Origin of the sequence: Streptococcus sp. FSL K6-1323, from assembly GCF_038630745.1 — a bacterium.
Taxonomy (GTDB): domain Bacteria; phylum Bacillota; class Bacilli; order Lactobacillales; family Streptococcaceae; genus Streptococcus; species Streptococcus salivarius_D.
The window spans coordinates 614,809-634,931 of record NZ_CP152039.1 but is presented as its reverse complement, the minus strand read 5'-3'; the positions used below and the strand labels follow the sequence as shown (position 1 = coordinate 634,931).

Below are 20,123 nucleotides of genomic sequence, written 5' to 3'. Positions count from 1 at the left end.
AATTCAAAATTCTCTCCCTTCAAAAGGAATTTTTTTAATGACTTAACTCACATCTTTCTCAATCCCTTGCCAACACTGACCTAAAGGCTCCTACCACCCGCATTTTCGACAGTATCAAAAACCCCTTTGGCATTTACCAAAAGGGTTTCTTTCATCTATTATTTGAAAATAGAACTTGTGAAACTATCTGTCTCTTGTAGGAGTTTCTTATAGACAGCTTCTTTGAGTTTTGTCGTATGGCTTGTTGACACAGATTTATTGCCATTATTATCTGTTTTAAGACTTGCAGCGTCTTTGGCGACTGCCGCTTTAAACAAGGCTAACAAATCATCGTAAGAGCTTACTGATGCGCCATCAATCGTAACGGTCGTCAAACCATGTGACGCTTTTTCTTTGACTTCTTTGAAGTAAGCTTTCTTGAAGTCTTCTAGGGAGTTGAACTGACCATCAGAAATCTTGCTAATGATAAAGTCGTCTCCAAGGGTATCCTTACCAGCCGCTTTTGCTTCTTGTTTATACTTGTTGGTCGCATAACCTAGGAAACCTTTTTCATAGCCGTAGTATCCCCAGAGTCTGAAGGTATTGTGCTTGAAGGACATAGCACCTGGAGAGCCCTCACTGGTATTACCACCATAAATAGCAGACATCATAGGCACATTGACATAGGCAGAAGAAAAGTCCTCCGGTTTATAAACACCATTTCCAGGTCCACGATTGGTCATGAGGTTATTATCCACAAGGTCATCAATAGTGGTCAAACTAATAGCCTTTTCGCTATCACTTAGAGCACGCACCTTGTCGTATTGGTTTTTACTATTGCCTCGTAGCTGTTTATCTACCTTCTTGAACCATGCGTTATTGAGCTCTTGCTTGCCTTGACTGAGGACTGCTTCTCCTTCAAGTGAATCTAGAAGCATAAGGGTATCGTTGTAGCCCTTCATGTAACGGTCGATGGCCTCACGAGAGTTCAACTTGTTTGGATCGGTGTTGTACCACTGGTTACCATCGTTGGCTCTTTCAAAGGTCATGTTAAGGCCTAAGGCACCGTATTCACCTTGGTGACCTTGAGTAGCTGGTGATTGCAACATTCCTTGGGCATAGGCTTCAACATTTGTTCCTTCACGACGACCAAAACCTCCAAAGTAGGCAATACGGTCATTGATATGGGTTGTTTCATGAGTGAAGGCTGATGCACCGTACTCACTAATCATGTTAGACATGACGAAGGTAACCTTGGCACGATTATCATATGGATTGTCGTAGATGGCAGCATAGGCACCAGCCATAGCTCCGTTATCACCGTAGTACTCACCGACTGGTCCATAGATTTCACGGATTGGCGCATAGACTTCCGTACTGTTCTTAAATTGGCCGTAGCGCTCTGGCCAACCTGGCCAACCATGACCCCAGACATAGAAACCTTCCCAGATTGGATTGACAATGTCTTTGAACAATTTGTTTTTGACATTATCTGCGGCCAATCTTTGCCAGAAATCAAGGTAGTTGATTTGACGTTGAGCCGCTAGATCAATCTCAGGTTTCAACTTTTCTAGGGTTGTGTTGTACTTGTTAGCTGTACCATAAGACATGGTGTCATAAGTAGAAATCAGGAACATTTCTGTCTTATCAAGGTTCAACAATGGCAAAATCATCTTGCGGTGGAGACCACGACTGAGGTTGTCATAAACACGGTACTTGTGCTCACCAACACCTTCATTTTGAGACGCTTTCTCTACAACGTAGACCTTATCCTTAGCGGCATCAATGAACCAATCATTCATATTGTCGATAGTGGTAAAGAGTTTTCGGTTGTAGTTGAGGAAGTCGGTAAGATCACTAGAAAGGGTACTCTTAGCGAGAACTTCACCGAAAGCATCGTAGGTTCTTGAACCACTGATATTATTTTCCTTAGAGCCAATCTCAATCAAACGGTCAAGGACATCCACATTTTTACCATAGAAATCTGGTTTGAAGAGCATGATTTCTTTGATGTTAAGATCATCAAACTTCACACCGTAATAACGATTCAAGTAGGTCAAGCCTAGCAAGAGGGCTGCTTTATTCTTCTCAACCTTGTCAAGAATCATTTGTTGAGCAGCTGGTGATTGGTTAAGCTGGTGGTCTTCATTTTGAACCAGCTTAGTCACAAGGTTGATCAAATTAGTTTTAACAGCCTCAAAGCTCTCTTCCAAGAAAAGGTTCTTGATAGCATTGACCTTATTTGGACCTGTACGACCAAGTTTTTGGTAAATTGGGTCAGACTGCAACTCAATCGGTTTCAAGATATCAACGATTCCATTGATAAGGCTTGAATGGTCTTTTTGAACGATGTTCGGAGTATACTTGATACCCAAATCAGTGACAGTATATTCCTTAACATTGCTCAACCCTTCTGAACTCTCTGAAAGCTTGAAGTAGTCTTTGGTACCATCAGCGTAGTGAACAATAATCTTGTTAGCAGCGCTTAGGTCAGTAACAAAATTACTGTCTTTCATTGGTGTCACTGAGAGCACCTCTTTGGTATTCAAGTTATGGTCTTTAGCCAGTTTGTTGGCTTGGTTGACAATATAATCCTTGTTATAGAATGGCTGGAATTTCTCAATATTCTTGTAAGCCTGTTTGTATTCTGGATTATAGTCTTGAATATTGGCAAAATCTGCTTGACTAGAAACGTTGTTAAGGGTGTTCAACGCGTAAGGCTCGCTGACAAATGTATCAGCTGTGATCTTGTAACCTTCAACACGCTTGTCGGCTTCTTCCTTAGTCAAATGTTTGAGTTTTTTAGGACTCTTGGTATCTTTACCCGTGCCATCTTCGGCCGAGCTATAACCAACAACACCAAAGAGGTCTTTGATATGAGGACCACCATCTTCATCATTGACATCATTCGAAGCAAAGATTTCTTGACCTTTAATAACCTTGGCATAGGTCACGTTGTCTTGAACAGCACCGTATGGCCATGTCTTAGCAACAATCCCACCGACATTTCGTGTGTTTTTGACATCAAGAACACCCTTGGCTACTGAATTGGTCACCTTGGCCTTAGTTCCTGACTTCCAACTGTTAAGCATGTAAGTAACAAATGGCACTAACATACTTGCATTGGCATTTTGAGCTGTAATAGTCGCATCGACATAGGCTCTGTTAACGAATCCCATGTAGTTTGAACCAGCAATTCCACCAACTGTCGAGTTATTACCGACAGAGTCAATCTTACCGACAAAGGCGACATTCTCAATCTTGCCATCTTCATCAATCTTATTGACGATACCAGCCACGTCATTGTTACCAGTAACTGAACCAGTCACCTTAACATCTTCAATCAGACCTTTATTTTTAAGGTTAAATCCAACCGTCGCGATTTGATTTTGGCCAGGGCGATTGATATCTACATTTTCAAAGTTGATGTTTTTGATAGTTCCGCCATTGATAACATTAAACAATGGATGCTCTAAATCATAGATGGCATAGCGTTTGTCACCATCACTTAGCAACTTACCAGTAAATTCTGAAGTAATGTATGACTTGCCGTTTGGAATGACGTGACGAGCACTCATGCTTTGGCCCAGTCTAAATTCACCAGATGGATTTGCTTGAATGGCATTGACCAAGTCAGCAAAATCATAGTAGACATTGGCTTGGCTAGCCTTAGGTTTCTCAATGTAATAGCTATAGGTTTGTGCAAAATGGTTTTGGGCATCACGTTGTACCAAATTGTCCGCTTCTGCAGTTACCTTATAAACCGCCTTGCCATCAACTGTTGTTTCTTCGATGGCTTTCACTGCCAAGTAAGTCGTCTTTTGATCCGCAGAAGTCAGTTTCAAGTAGTAATTCGTGAGATCTTGAGGCACAGCTGTCAGACGAGTCTCATCCACTTCTGTTTGATTGTCATACTTGATCAAATCTGTACGTGCAAAATCTTTAAGCTCAACCTTCTTGAGATCCAGTTGGAGAGTTTGGTCTGCCAAAACCTGACTCTCCTCACCATTGCCACGATCAAAGGTCATGGTTGTTGTAAGAGTATAAGGCTTGTAATAGTCTAAGTTGGTTAGGTCAGCAGTCAAGGTCGTGCTAGGAATATCAAGCGTTTGAACAACCTGTCCATCTTGCTTAAGGACCGCTTTAATAGTCGTGATAGTTGCTGAACCTGGATTAGTCAAGTTGTAGCTAAGTTTAGCACTTCGACCCAAGTCATCCTTGTCAATCTGTGTCAGCGTAAGCACTGGTTTTTCAGATACCTTAGTTCCTTTGCGAACGATACGATCTTGGACAGGCACTAGCACTGTTTCAGTAACAGTTGGTTCTTCAGCAGTCTTGTTTCCCTTATAGGTCTTATAAACCTTGGTGATTTTATTTTGGCCTTTTTGACCTTCTTGGACAACCTGTAAAGTGCCTTTCTCAAGTGTGTCATCTTCTTGGACAATTTCTTTAAATGGAAGCTCTACAATAGATTCTTCGGTCGTTGTGCCATCTAGAGGCTTGCTTCCACGACGGATTTTTCTAGGTTGTGGCACCTCAATAACCTTACCTGACACAATAGTCGGCTCACCAACCTTGACACCATCAATGGTTTGGTAAATTTTCTGGATTTCTTGGCTACCTTTTTTACCCTCTTGTTCGACAACTTCTTCATCCACATATTTGTTATCATCCGTAATCACTTCAATAGGATAATCGATGGCTTGTGTTTCAGTCTCTGTGATACTACCGACAACTGGGGTATGAACAGGATTCTCAGGTTGAACAAGGGCCTCACCTTCGTGGCCTGATTCTTGTGTGCCTTTGGCACTGGTAGTGTCGCTATTGATTGAACCAGTGTACGCTGGATTGACAGGCTGAACTACAGCTTCACCCTCGTGACCAGCTTCCTGGGTGCCATTGGCACTGATTGGACCTGTATACTCTGGGGCTACGGGTTGAACAAGAGCTTCACCTTCGTGACCTGATTCTTGCGTACCATTGGCACTGATTGGGCCGGTATATTCTGGGGCGACAGGTTGAACAAGGGCCTCACCTTCGTGGCCTGATTCTTGTGTGCCTTTGGCACTGGTAGTGTCGCTATTGATTGAACCAGTGTACGCTGGATTGACAGGCTGAACCACAGCTTCACCTTCGTGACCAACTTCTTGCGTACCATTGGCACTTGTAGTATCGCTACTGATTGAACCAGTATATGCTGGATTGGCTGGTTGAACCACAGCCTCTCCTTCATTGCCAACTTCTTGTGTGCCGTTAGCACTGATTGGGCCGGTATATTCTGGAGCCACTGGTTGAACAAGGGCTTCGCCTTCGTGACCAACTTCTTGTGTGCCTTTAGCACTAATTGGTTCGGTATACTCTGGATTAGCAGGTTGAACTAGAGCTTCGCCCTCATGACCTGACTCCTGAGTTCCCTTTTTCCAACTGATTCCCTCACTATCCTTATCAGCTGTACCCTGATTTACTGTAGTCTCTTCTTTTATTGAAGACTCAAGCCCCTGCAAAGTATTCTCCAAAGGTTGTTCAAGCTCTGGCTTAGCTGAGTAACGCAGATAACCAACATACTCATAACCATCAATTGCAATAACACCTTTAGCTAGGTCCGCCTCGTCTACAACAGCAAGGGTCTGATTATAGGCCTGCAACTCCTTGTTTTGCAAGGCAAGAACCTCTATTGGCACAAGGAGACTTTGCCCTGCGGCCCCAATCAAGACCAAACCAATAATTTTTTTACGATGTTTTTTTGAAAACAGCAACACAGCCATGGTCGCCGTTGCTAGTCCTAAACCTGACGCTACCCAGTCAGAACTTCCTGTCTGAGGAAGACTAGTTTGCGTAGCACCCTTACGTTTGTAGACCAAATAAAAAGTATCTTCATTCTGGTAGTCCTCAGGAATAGCATGGACCACTTGCTGTTGCTCTTCAGCTGTTAATTCATTTTCAGCGACATAGGCCATGTGTACCGTTGCATCCTTAGTAACCTGATCTGCAGAGACTGGTTTAGACACGAAAAAACCACCTGCTAACAAGAATGTCCCGATAGCAACTGGTCCTACACCTACCGACAACTTACGAATGCCGTATTTTGTCACTTTTTCAAAAACATGATTTGCTTGTTTCATTCAAAATCTTCCTATAAGTTAATCCTTGTACCCCAAATGGGCGTCAAAAACAAAGACATTATTGAAAAAATACGCACTCTATACATTTATTAACCTTCTTCCAAAGTCTATCGTATCTTTTTTTTAATCATTAAGCAAGTATTTTCTCTAATTTTTAATCAATATAAAAAACGAGTTGTGATTTGCAGCTAGGACTTCATGACAACCAATAAACCTTTTCACATAAGTATTTTAGTACATATCAATATTTATAATAATCTTTTCCTGAAATTTAAACCACTGATCTGTTTTGCATAAAATAAATCCTAAAATCTCTATTACTTAACCTTATATCTAATATTTTAATAAAACACCAAATCATCTTTAAGATAGATACAAAAGAGACCCACCCCTATCGGGATGAGTCTCTTTTTCGAAAACTGAAATAGTCTAACTAACTATATTGAGGGATTTAACCTATGAACTATCTTAGTCTTCTTTTTTGCGTTTTCCTGCCAAACCTAGTCCAGCTGCCGCAAGGATTCCTCCAAGAGCCATAGCTGCCATAGACGCATCATCACCTGTTTCAGGAAGTGCTGGTCCTTTAGGAGCTTCTGGTGTAGTTGGTGGTGTCACTGGTGGAACCACTGGAGTTGGAGGAGTCGGTGGTGTTGGAGGCGTAGTTGGTGGTGTAGTAGGAGGTGTGTTTGGTGGAGTTGTTGGTGGTGTATATGGTGGGATAACAGTGTTGTTGAACTCAGTATCTTCTGGCAATTGAGAAATCGCTGTCAAGACTTTACCATCTTTAGTTACAGAAACAACAACTGTGGCTACCATCTTATCATAAGTAACAGTTGCATCGTTACCTTTTACTTCTTCTACTGTATAGACGTGATTACCTTCTTCACCACGTTTGTACTCAAGGGCAGAGAACTTGATCTTACCGTTAGCATCGTTGCTTACAGTTTCGATAACATTACCCTTGCTATCCTTAAGTACAAAGCTAAACTCACCAGCTTTAAGTTGACGACCTTCAAGTTTCTTAGTGAATTCAAACTCAACCTTAGTTGGGATATTGACTACACGTTTTTCTGTTGGTTTTTCTGGTTTTTCAACAGATTTCTTAGTTGGGTCGTATTGGTGAACGATTTGTGACGCAGTATTTTCGATATCTACACCATCTTTGGCAGTGCCTTTGATAGTTGCAGGAATATCGAACTTGTAGTAGCGTCCGAATGCCAATTTGGCAGTATCAATCACTTGTGTATTTTCTGCATCACCAAGTGACTTAGTAAGGTCAGACTTAGACGTTGCAGTGATTACACCGTTTTCAACCTTGATATCAAACTTAGCTGTCACATCTTCCCCTGTTACAGAGTCGTATGCTTTAATATCTGCAACATTGATGTTCAAGTTTTCGCTGTCATATTTATCTGTAACACCAACAGATTGGATATTGTGAGCGTCAGTGAAGTTGTTTGTGTCAAGCCATACTTGGTAGACAAACTTATCACCTTTCTTGAGTGTCTTAGTATTGATATTTTCAGCTTCGTTGTTAGCTGTGCTGTCAGCGTAAGGATCCTTGTTAGTATCGCCTACTTTATCTTTCAACTCAGCATCATCGTCAACAAGTTTCATACCAGTGATATCGAATTTCTCTTTAGAAACAACGTATTTCTCTGGTTGGAACTTAGGTTTTTCTGGTGGACGAACAGTATTGTTGAATTCTTTATCAGCTGGGTCAGTAACCTTAGTGATAAGAGCTTTCGCTTTACCATCGTGTGATACTTCAACAGTGACAAGAGCTTTCATACCGTCGTATTGAACTGTGCTGTCAGTACCTTTAACTTCTTCTACTGTGTACTTGTAAGTACCTTCTTGGCCTTTCTTGTACTCAATAGCTTTGAACTTAACGTTACCTTTGGCATCGTTCTTAACAGTTTCGATTTCTTTCCCTGTAGAATCCTTAAGTACGAATGTGAATTCGTTCGCTTTAAGTTCACGGCCTTCCAAACGCTTAGTGAAGTTAAACTCTACTGAAACTGGAACACTGTTAACACGTTTTTCAGTTGGTACGTTTGGTTTTTCAACTTTCTTAGTTGTTGGGTTGTAGTAGTTAACAACTTGAGTAGCTGTATTTTCGATATCTACACCAGCTTTAATATCCTTCTTAACTGTTGCAGGAATATCAAATTTATAGTAACGACCAAACTCGAACTTAGTAGTGTCAATGACTTGAGTGTTTTCTGCATCGCCAAGTGACTTAGTGAATCCATCTTTAAGGTTAGCTGTAATCACACCGTTAGCAAGTGAGATGTCGAATTTATCTGTAACATCTTTACCAGTTACTGAATCGTAAACCTTGATTGCTGATGCATCTACATCCAACTTAGTTTCATCAAAGTCATCTGTGATACCAACAGTTTGGATATGATCCTTGTTGTTAGCGTCAAATTGAGTTGTATCAAGCCATACTTGGTAGTAAAGTGTTTGACCAGGTTTAACTGACTTCGTATTCAAGTTTTCCAATTCGTTGTTTGATGCGTCATCAGCATAAGGGTTTGCATTGGTGTCTGAAACCTTGTTAGCCAATTCTTTATCATCATCAACGAGTTTAGTACCTGTTACATCGAATTTCGCTTCAGAAACAACATATTTTTCTGGTTGGAACTTAGGTTTTTCTGGTGGACGAACCGCATTGTTGAATTCTTTATCCGCAATTTGACCGACAGTTGCTACAAGAGCTTTAGCAGTACCATCATGAGAAACAGTGATTGTTACATTCGCTTTCATTGTATCGTATGTAACAGTTGCGTCTGTTCCTTTAACTTCTTCTACTGTAAACTTGTGAACGCCTTCTTGGCCTTTCTTGTACTCAATAGCTTTGAACTTAACGTTACCTTTGGCATCGTTCTTAACAGTTTCGATGACATTTCCTGCTTCATCCTTCAATTGGAAGCTGAATTCGTTAGCTTTAAGCTCACGACCTTCCAAACGTTTAGTGAAGTTGAATTCTACTTTAACTGGAACGTTAACAACACGTTTTTCTGTTGGTTTATTTGGTTTTTCAACAGACTTAGTTGTTGGGTTGTAGTAATGAACGATTTGAGAAGCTGTGTTTTCAATGTCTACACCACCCTTAACGTCGTCTTTGACTTTACCAACAATATCAAACTTGTAGTAACGTCCAAAGGCAAATTTAGTTGTGTCGATAACTTGAGTGTTTTCTGCATCGCCAAGTGACTTAGTGAAGCCATCTTTGAGGTTGGCTGTAATCACACCATTTTCAACCTTGATATCGAACTTAGCTGTTACATCATCACCTGTGATGCCATCATATGCTTTAATATCAGCTACATTGATATCAACTTTATCTTCTTCATAGTCATCTGATACACCAACAGTTTGGATATTATTCTTTTCAGTGAATTTAGTAGTATCCAACCATACTTGGTAAACAACTTTTTGTCCAGGATATACGGTCTTAGTATTGATGTTAGCTTTTTCATTATTAGAAGCATCATCAACATAAGGATTTGCATTAGTTTCTGCAACCTTATCTTTCAACTCTTTGTCATCATCAAGAAGAGATACTCCCTTCAAATCGAACTTAGTTTCATTAAGAATGTATTTCTCTGGATTGAATTCTGGTGTTTCTGGTGGACGAACTTTGTTGTTGAACTCTTTATCGTTAGCGCTTGAAGCAAATCCGCCTGTTGAAGCGTGGTTAACGACAGTTGTAAGAACTTTGCCTTCCTTAGTAACTTTCACTGTTACAGTCGCTTTCATAGCATCGTAAGTGATTGAAGCGTCTTTACCAGCTACTTCTTCAACTGTGTAAGTGAATGTCTTACCAAGATCATCTTTATTGAACAAGAGTTTTTCAAACTTGATGTGACCATCTTTATCGTTGGTTACTGTTTGAAGAACTTTGTTGTCTTTGTCTTTCAATACGAAGCTGAACTCACCTGCAGTCAACTCACGTCCTTCAAGTCGTTTAGTATAGTTGAACTCGAGTGGAACTGGAACGTTGTTTTCACGTGTTTGAGTTGGCTTTTCAGGAGTTGTAACTTTCTTATTGAATGGGTTGTATTGGTGAATTGTTTGGTTGGCTGTATTTTCAATATCTACACCGTCGTTAGCATCAATGTCTTTAACAACAGCTGGGATATCAAATTTATAGTAACGACCAAACTCAAATTTAGTTGTATCGATGACTGGAGTAGCATCTGTTGCACTAATAGCTTTAGTCAAGCTTGCTTTAGATGTACCGTAGAGAACACCATTTTCAACCTTGATGTCGAACTTATCAGTAACATCAGCACCAGTGATACCATCGTAAACCTTGATATCAGCAGCGTTGATGTCAAGCTTATCTTCTTCGTAGTTATCTGTGATACCAACTGTTTGAAGATTGCTTTCTGCTGTGAAGTCACGAGTATCAAGCCATACTTGATAGTAGATCTTTTGACCACGTTTGAGGGTCTTACCATTCAAGTTTTGGATTTCAACTTTATCAGCTGAATCGTCGTCATCAGCAAGTTTGTTGCCAATGATGTCGAAGCTTGGTTCTGAAACAACGTATTTCTCTGGTTTGAAGTTAGGAGTTACGTTGTTATCGAAAATTCTGTCGTCTGATTCATAAGAATTTCCACCAACTGTAGCATAAGAGATAACTGTTGATAATTGATTACCTGCTGAAGGTTGAATAACTTTAACAGTAACGTTGACTTTCATATTGTCATAAGTAACTGTTGTATCAGTTCCTTTAACTTCTTCTACAGTGTAGTTAAAGGTCTTACCAAGATCGTCTCTTCCATAATTAATAGTAGAGAAAGTTACTTTGCCTTTAGCATCATTCTGAACAGTTTCAAGAACTTTTCCTGCTTCGTCTTTCAAGACAAAGTTAAATTCCTTATCTTTCAATTGACGACCATTAAGTGTCTTACCGAAGATTAACTGAATAGCCATTGGAACATTGTTGACACGCTTTTCAGTTGGTTTCTCTGGTTTTTCGGTCTTCTTAGTAGTTGGGTTGTAGTAGTTAACTACTTGAGCTGCTGTATTTTCAATTTCAGCACCATCGTAAGCACCGTCAGAAACTTTAGCTGGGATGACAAACTTGTAGTAACGTCCAAATTCGAACTTAGTAGTATCGATGATTTGAGTGTTTTCTGCATCGCCAAGTGACTTAGTGAAGCCATCTTTAAGGTTAGCTGTGATTACACCATTAGCAATTGAGATGTTGAATTTATCAGTAACATCTTTACCAGTCTTACCATCGTAAGCCTTGATATCAGATACCTTAACATCCAATTTAGCTTCATCATAGTTGTCAGTAATACCAACAGTTTGGATGTTATCCTTATTGTTTGCATCAAATTTAGTTGTATCAAGCCATACTTGGTAGTTAATAGTTTCGCCACGTTTCACGGCTTTCGTATTGATGTTTTCTGCTTCGTTGTTATCAGCTTTATCAGCGTATGGGTTCGCATTTGTGTCTGCGTACTTATCTGTCAACTCTGCATCATCATCAAGAAGCTTAGTACCAGTGATATCAAACTTACCGTTACCATCGCTAAGAACATATTTCTCTGGTTGGAACTTAGGTTCTTCTGGAGGAGTCACACGGTTGTTAAATTCTTTGTCCGCAATTGCACCTACAGTCGCGATAAGAACTTTAGCTGTTCCATCGTGTTTAACTGTAACTGTTACATTCGCTTTCATTGTGTCGTATGTAACGGTTGCGTCTGTGCCTTTAACTTCTTCTACTGTGTAGTTATGAACGCCTTCTTGGCCTTTCTTGAATTCAAGAGCTTTGAACTTAACGTTACCAGAAGCATCGTTCTTCACAGTTTCAAGAGTTTTACCTTCTGAATCTTTAAGGACGAAGCTGAATTCGTTAGCTTTAAGCTCACGACCTTCCAAACGTTTAGTGAAGTTGAATTCCACTTCAACTGGAACGTTGTTTACACGTTTTTCAGTTGGTTTAGTTGGTTTTTCAACTTTCTTAGTTGTTGGGTTGTAGTAGTTTACTACTTGAGCCGCAGTGTTTTCGATGTCTACACCACCAGGTACATCAGCTTTCACTGTTGTTGGGATGTCGAACTTGTAGTAACGTCCAAAGGCGAATTTAGTTGTGTCGATAACTTGTGTGTTTTCTGCATCGCCAAGTGACTTAGTGAAGCCAGCTTTAAGGGTTGCAGTGATCACACCGTTGTTAACTGTGATATTGAATTTATCTGTGACTTCTGCGCCTGTTACTGAATCGTAGGCTTTGATCTTAGTAGCATCAAGATTCAAGTTAGTTTCATCGTAGTCATCTGAGATTCCTACTGATTGGATGTTGTCCTTGTTAGCTGCATCGAATTTAGTTGTATCCAACCATACTTGGTAAACCAATTTTTGACCACGTTTAACAGTCTTAGTATTCAAGTTTTCTGCTTCGTTGTTTGAGGCATCGTCCGCATATGGGTTCGCATTGGTATCTGCGTACTTGTCTGCCAACTCTTTATCATCATCAACGAGCTTGTCACCTGTGATATCGTATTTCTCTTCAGAAACAACGTATTTCTCTGGTTGGAACTTAGGCTCTTCTGGAGGAGTCACACGGTTGTTAAATTCTTTATCCGCAATGTCGCCTACAGTCGCGATAAGTACTTTAGCTGTACCATCGTGTTTCACTGTGACTGTTACATTCGCTTTCATTGTGTCGTATGTAACGGTTGCGTCGCTTCCTTTAACTTCTTCTACTGTGTAGTTATGAACGCCTTCTTGGCCTTTCTTGAATTCAAGAGCTTTGAACTTAACGTTACCAGAAGCATCGTTCTTCACAGTTTCAAGAGTTTTACCTTCTGAATCTTTAAGGACGAAGCTGAATTCGTTAGCTTTAAGCTCACGACCTTCCAAACGTTTAGTGAAGTTGAATTCCACTTCAACTGGAACGTTGTTTACACGTTTTTCAGTTGGTTTAGATGGTTTTTCAACTTTCTTAGTAGTTGGGTTGTAGTAGTTTACTACTTGAGCCGCAGTGTTTTCGATGTCTACACCACCTGCAACATCAGCTTTCACTGTTGTTGGGATGTCGAACTTGTAGTAACGTCCAAAGGCGAATTTAGTTGTATCGATAACTTGAGTGTTTTCTGCGTCGCCAAGTGACTTAGTGAAGCCAGCTTTAAGGGTTGCAGTGATCACACCGTTGTTAACTGTGATATCAAATTTGTCTGTGACTTCTGCACCTGTTACTGAATCGTAGGCTTTGATCTTAGTAGCATCAAGATTCAATTTAGTTTCATCGTAGTCATCTGAGATTCCTACTGATTGGATGTTGTCCTTGTTAGCTGCATCGAATTTAGTTGTATCCAACCATACTTGGTAAACCAATTTTTGACCACGTTTAACAGTCTTAGTATTCAAGTTTTCTGCTTCGTTGTTTGAGGCATCGTCCGCATATGGGTTCGCATTGGTATCTGCGTACTTGTCTGCCAACTCTTTATCATCATCAACGAGCTTGTCACCTGTGATATCGTATTTCTCTTCAGAAACAACGTATTTCTCTGGTTGGAACTTAGGTTCTTCTGGTGGTGTTACACGGTTGTTAAATTCTTTATCCGCAGGTTCTGTCACGTTTGTGATCAATGCTTTAGCTGTACCATCATGAGAAACAGTAACGGTTACAACAGCAGCCATTTCATCGTAAGTGACAGTCGCGTCTGTACCCTTAACCTCTGTTACAGTGTACTTGTAAGTACCTTCTTGACCCTTCTTGTATTTAAGGGCTGTAACTTTTTCACCAGCTTTATTTGTGTACTCTACTGGAGAGAATTTAATCTTACCAGCTGCATCGTTGGTTGCAGTTGCAATCACAACATTGTCGCTATCTTTCAACTCGAATGTGAATTCGCCAGCTTTAAGGTCACGACCTTCCAATTTCTTAGTGAAGTTAAATTCTACTGAGATTGGAACACTGTTAACACGTTTTTCAGTTGGTTTTTCTGGTTTTTCAACTTTCTTAGTTGTTGGGTTGTAGTAGTTAACAACTTGAGCTGCTTTGTTTTCGATATCTGCACCAGCTACGACATCGTCTTTCACTGTTGCTGGAATATCAAATTTATAGTAGCGTCCAAATTCGAACTTAGTTGTATCAATGATTTGAGTATTTTCAGCGTCGCCAAGTGACTTAGTGAAGCCAGCTTTAAGGTTAGCTGTAAGAACACCGTTGTTATCAGTGATTTCGAACTTGTTAGTAACATCTGCACCAGTTACTGAATCATAAACCTTGATTTCTGAAGCATTAACAATCAATTTATCCTTATCGTAGTTATCTGTGATTCCTACTGTTTGGATATTGTCTTTGTTAGCTGCATCAAATTTAGTTGTATCCAACCAAACTTGGTAGTAAAGTTTAGATCCACGTTCAACTGATTTAGTATTTAAGTTTTCTTCTTCGTTGTTGTTTGTATTATCGACATATGGGTTTGTATTTGTTTCACCATATTTATCTGTCAATTCAGAATCATCATCAACGAGCTTAGTACCAGTGATATCGAATTTCGCTTTAGAAACAACGTATTTCTCTGGTTGGAACTTAGGTTCTTCAGGAGGTGTTACACGGTTGTTAAATTCTTTATCCGCAGCGTCTGTTACGTTGGCAACGATTGCTTTAGCTGTACCGTCATGTGAAACCACAACTTTAACAGTAGCAACCATTGTGTCGTATTTGACAGTTGCATCTGTACCAGGAGTTTCTTCTACTGTGTAGTTGTAAGTCTTACCAAGATCATCGCGACCGAACCCGAGAGTCTTGAAGACAATCTTACCAGCAGCATCATTCTTCACGCGTTCAACTTCAACGCCGTCTTTCTTCAATACGAATTCGAATTCGTTAGCTTGAAGTTCACGACCTTCCAAACGTTTAGTGAAGTTCATTTCAACTGGAACTGGAACGCTGTTAACACGTTTTTGTGTTGGTTTTTCAGGTTTTTCAACTGTCTTGCTCACTGGGTTGTAAACGTGAACTGTTTGGTTGGCTGTATTTTCAATATCAGCACCAGCTTTAACAGATTCTTTAACAGTTGCTGGAATATCAAATTTATAATAACGTCCAAAAGCGAACTTAGTAGTATCGATAACAGGGTTGTTTACTTTATCTTTGATAAATGCTTCTTTAGAAGTTGCAGTGATTGTGCCGTTTTCAACTTTGATGTCGAATTTAGCAGTCACATCTGCACCAGTTACTGAATCGTAGGCTTTGATATCAGATGCGTTAACGTTCAATTTATCTGCGTCGTATGTATCAGATACACCAACGTATTGGATGTTGTTAGCTTCTGTGAATTTAGTAGTATCAAGCCATACTTGGTATACCAATTTAGAACCGCGTTTAACAGTCTTAGTATTCAAGTTTTCTGGTTCGTTGTTTGCAACACCATCAACATATGGATTCGCATTTGTTGCTGTGTACTCGTTACCAGGTACATCATCGTCGTCATCCATCAACTTGTTACCAGTGATGTCGAATTTCTCTTTAGAAACGACAAATTTTTCTGGTTGGAATTCAGGAGTTTCTGGAGGAGTGACTTTGTTGTTGAATTCTTTATCTGCAGTACCGTCAGTAGCGTTACCATTAGCGTCTACACCACCAGTTGATGTAACGTTTGTAACAGTAGTCAATGTGTGACCGTTCTTAGCAACTTCAACTGTCACTGTAGCTTTCATCTTATCGTAAGTCATTCCGAATTCTTTGTTTTCAGGAATCACTTCTTCTACAGTGTAAGTGTGTGTACCAACTTTAGTATTGTCGAATGACAATTCTGAGAAGGTTACGTTACCAGCAGCATCATTTTTAACTGTTTCAACGACATTACCAGCAGCATCTTTCAATACGAAGCTAAATTCACCAGCTTTAAGTTCACGACCAGCCAATTTCTTAGTGAAGTCAAACTTAGTTACAACTGGAGAAACTACATAGTTGTTGAACTCTGTGTCTTCAGGCATTGTAACAGCAGTACTCAAGAGACCTGTAGCAGCATCTTTAGTAACTTTAACTTTCACTTCTGCGTTCATAGTATCGTAATCGATGTTTGTATCGTTACCAGCTTTTTCACGCACAGTGTAAGTGTGTTCACCTTCAGCACTGTATTCAATAGCATCAAATGTGATTGAACCATCTGCTGCATTTTTCTTAGTTTGAATAACGTTGCCGTTTTCAAGCAATTCAAACTCGAAGGCACCTGCTGTAAGCGCTTTACCTTCAAGACGTTTAGTGAACTTGAATTGAGCTTGAGTAGGAGCTGATGTGAAGGTATTGTTGAATTCTGTATCAGTTGGAAGAGTTGCAACAGCAGTAAGCGCATGACCTGACTTAGTAACCGTAACTGTTACGTTAGCTTTCATTGGGTCATAAGTCATACCTGCTTCAGTTCCTCGAACTTCTTCTACAGTGTACTTATGGTTACCAACTTGAGCATTTGTAAATGTCAAGGCATCAAATTTAACTTTACCGTTGGCATCATTTTGTTTTGTTTGAAGGACTTTACCATCTTTGTCTTTCAATACGAAGCTAAATTCGCCAGCTTTCAAGTTACGACCTGCAAGAGCTTTGCTGAAGTCAAATTGAGCAGTTACAGGAGCTACAACGTGGTTGTTGAAGATCTTGTCATCAGTACCAGTTGCTTCACCACCTGTTGAAGTCATTTCAGTCTTAGTAGCCAAAAGACCTGTAGTAGCATCTTTAGTAACCGTTACTTTAACTGCGATAGTCATTTCATCGTAGTCTACATCGGCATTGTTGCCTTTCACTTCTTTAACAGTGTAGTTGTAGACACCTTCATGGTCAAATGACAATTCGCTAAAGTTAATCTTACCGTTAGCTTTGTTGGTTACAGTTTCATTAACATTGTTATCACCAGTCAACGTGAAGCTAAAGTCACCTGCGTTCAAAGTACCATTTGAAAGTGATTTATCAAAGTCAAGGTTAACTTTAACCGCACCTGGTGTGAATGTGTTATTGAATTCTGTATCTGCTGGAAGAATGTTAGTTGCTTTAAGAACGTGGCCTTCCTTAGTAACAGTGATTGTTACTTCAGCTTTCATTGTATCGTAAGTCATACCAGCTTCTTTATTATCTGGGATAACTTCTTCTACAGTATACTTGTGAGTACCAACTTGAGTATTATCAAATGTCAAGTCATCAAAGGCAATAACACCATTAGCGCTGTTTTTCTTGGTCTGAAGAACATTACCAGTTGAATCTTTAAGAGCAAATGTAAATTCGCCTTCTTTAAGAGTACGACCTGCAAGAGCCTTACTAAAGTCGAACTTAGTCTTAACTGGAGCTACAACGTAGTTATTGAAAATTTTATCATCTGCACTTGATTTGAATCCACCTTCAGCACTGTATTTAACTGAAGCTTGCAAATCACCAGCAGCATTTTTCTCAGTTACAGTAACTGTCATTGTAACAGTCATTGCATCATAATCGACGTTTGTATCTGAGCCTTTAACCTCAGTAATTGTGTAAGTGTATACTCCAGCTTTGTTAAATGTTAATTTACTAAATGTAGCTTTACCATTTTGGTTAGTTACTGTTTCTTCATATGAAGGAACTGATTTGTTAGCTTGCTCTTCTTTAATCTTAAAGCTAAATTCACCATTAACAAGTGTGCGTCCTTCAAGTTGTTTTTCAACTTCTGGAGTCACTGTTACAGGTTCTGACTTCACATAGTAGTAGACTGTTGGCTTGTATGGCGTCAAAGAGTTGAGCAAGTCAACGTTAGTACCAATACCTCCTACTCCACGCTCTAATTGTGCGTTTGGAGAAAGGTGACCGATATTATCTCCCAAGAATGGTACAAATACTGTCTTATACGGAGTGTAAGAAGCATCTCTTTGGAAATCAAATGGAACATCCTTACCATTTGGATAGTTCGTTTTTGCCCCTGTTCTTGGATCAGTTACAGTGTGTGCAATCGTTTTAAGTGGTGTTTTCTTAACAACCAACTCTTCTTTGTTATAATCACCTGGTTTAATAGGCTTGGTTTCTGCTAGCAACATATAGCCATCAGTGTTCAATGTACCATCAGAACGTTTGTTTTGTTGTCTTGGATCTAATAAGTAAACACGAATGACAACAGATCCATCTTCTCCAACAATTTCTTTGATACGTTTTATTCCAGCACGATCAGCATCCATAAACTTGGTACCAACTGTATAAGGACGGCTAACATAACCAGTTGTTGAATCTGGAGTAGCTGTTTGATAAAGTTTGTAACCATCAAATTGACGTTCACCAGATGCTGTAAAGTGTTGTCCTTCCATCGCTTTCAGCGTGTAGTTGGCTAATGTTACTTCATTACCATTTGGTACATAATCTTGAACAGTTTTATCTGTTTTATTCGCATTAAATGAAGCATTATTTCTATCGACTACTCTATAGTAAGTTGATTTTTGAACAAATAATGGAATTTTAGCATTCGTATCTGTAATAGTACGACCATTATATGCTGGTTCTACAACGTTGATGATATCCGTTGAATTACGCGCAGCATAAACTGCATCATATAAAGCTTGTTCTGTAGGAGTTAGATTGTGTCCTGGAGCAACTAAAGCCTTGATACTTGCACCAACTTCATATCCAAGTTGGATAAACGGTGAATCTGTCTTCCCTGGTCCAGCACCTAAACCTTTATCGTAATCTACTTGCCAAGTTAACTCCCCATTAGAGGCTGCTTTTGTAGTCGTAAATTTTTGAATACCACTAGAAGCTGATACGGTTCTTGTTTCTAATACATTACCAGTGTTCTTGTCAACCAATTCAACAGTAGTATCTGTTGAAGCATCAAATCTCTTGTAAGCACGTGTATAGTAATTTGTATGGTAACGTTTGTTGAAATTAGTAAGATCTACGATACTATAAGTATAGTAGTCACCTTCTTTAGCTTGGTAGCCCGATGGCACTGTTTGAGAACGAACAGTTGCACCATTAGGATCCGTCATGTCTGGAGTAGCTTTTTCACCATCTTTAAGGTGAGTTTCTACAGAGACCGCCTCATAGTTGTGATCTGTCAAAGCACGTGTATTACGACGACGGCTACGACCTGTTGCCAAAGCACCAGCATTTGTGATATCACTAGCAGCACGGTCAAGTGTTGCACTACGGTCTGCAGCAGATCTTACAGAGTAAGTATTTGCTGTAACACGTGGGCTAACACTTGTAGCTTCTGCTGCGGTTTCAGCTGATTCAGTATTTTCAGTTGCTGGAGCAGTTGTTGATGCTGTAGCTGAAGTGTTTGAAGCTGTTCTTGTTGAAGCTGGTGTTTCAACATTGTTGCTGGCCGTAGCTGTTGATGCTACTGTAGCTGGCTTAGCTGCTTCTGAAGTAGCTTTTTCTGTTGGCTTTGCAGCCTCTGAAGCTGGTTTAGAAGCTTCTGGTTTCGCAGTTTCTGTAGCTTGTTTGTCAGTTGTCTCTGCGGCAACCTTATCTGTTGTTGAAGCTTCTGGCGTCAAGTTAAATGTTGACGCAGTTGCCTCAGTTGAAGATACAGCTGCAGTAGGATCTGCTTGAGCTGTTGATGCTGTATTCGTCTCAACCAGTTCTGAAGAACTTTCGCCCTCAACTGATGAACCAGGGTTTGATGAAGAAGCATCAGATGCTACGACTTCATCAGCCTGTGCAGTGTGAGCAGCAAAGAGTGCCGTTCCCAACAAGACTGAAGCGACACCAAATGAATATTTACGCAATGAAAAGCGCTGGCGCCTGTTGAAAATGTCTTTCATGTTTAAGTCTCCCTCTAAAAAAATAGTTAGTTATAGATACATGATTATAAGTTAATTCCCCTCATATCCATGATTCTTTTTCATTCTAACATTCTGACAATTTAGAGTCAAGTGATTAAACAATGTTTTTTAAAAAAAGTTAGTTGTCTGACAATTGTAAGAGTAACGTTATTTACAAAAAAACATAAAAACGTTAGAAACCTTTTATTTATAATATGTTAAGCGTTTTCTAAAATAAGACGACAACTACTATTTTCTAATATTTCA

2 protein-coding genes are annotated in these 20,123 nt (G+C 39.8%); both read right to left on the bottom strand.

Annotated features, from left to right (window positions below; all coding sequences use genetic code 11):
- Positions 1-158: 158 nt before the first annotated feature.
- Positions 159-6,101, bottom strand: a complete 5,943-nt coding sequence (locus tag NST80_RS03040) for a ZmpA/ZmpB/ZmpC family metallo-endopeptidase (RefSeq protein WP_183138131.1) — start codon at positions 6,099-6,101, stop codon at positions 159-161.
- Positions 6,102-6,569: 468 nt separating this feature from the next.
- Positions 6,570-19,856 (bottom strand): FctA domain-containing protein, encoded by a 13,287-nt coding sequence (locus NST80_RS03035; RefSeq protein ID WP_342504631.1) that lies wholly within the window; start codon positions 19,854-19,856, stop codon positions 6,570-6,572.
- Positions 19,857-20,123: the final 267 nt, after the last annotated feature.

Excerpts from the sequence above, each read along its gene's own strand:
- NST80_RS03040 (WP_183138131.1), bottom strand. The coding sequence starts at position 6,101 with ATGAAACAAGCAAATCATGTTTTTGAAAAAGTGACAAAATACGGCATT.
- NST80_RS03035 (WP_342504631.1), bottom strand. The coding sequence starts at position 19,856 with ATGAAAGACATTTTCAACAGGCGCCAGCGCTTTTCATTGCGTAAATAT.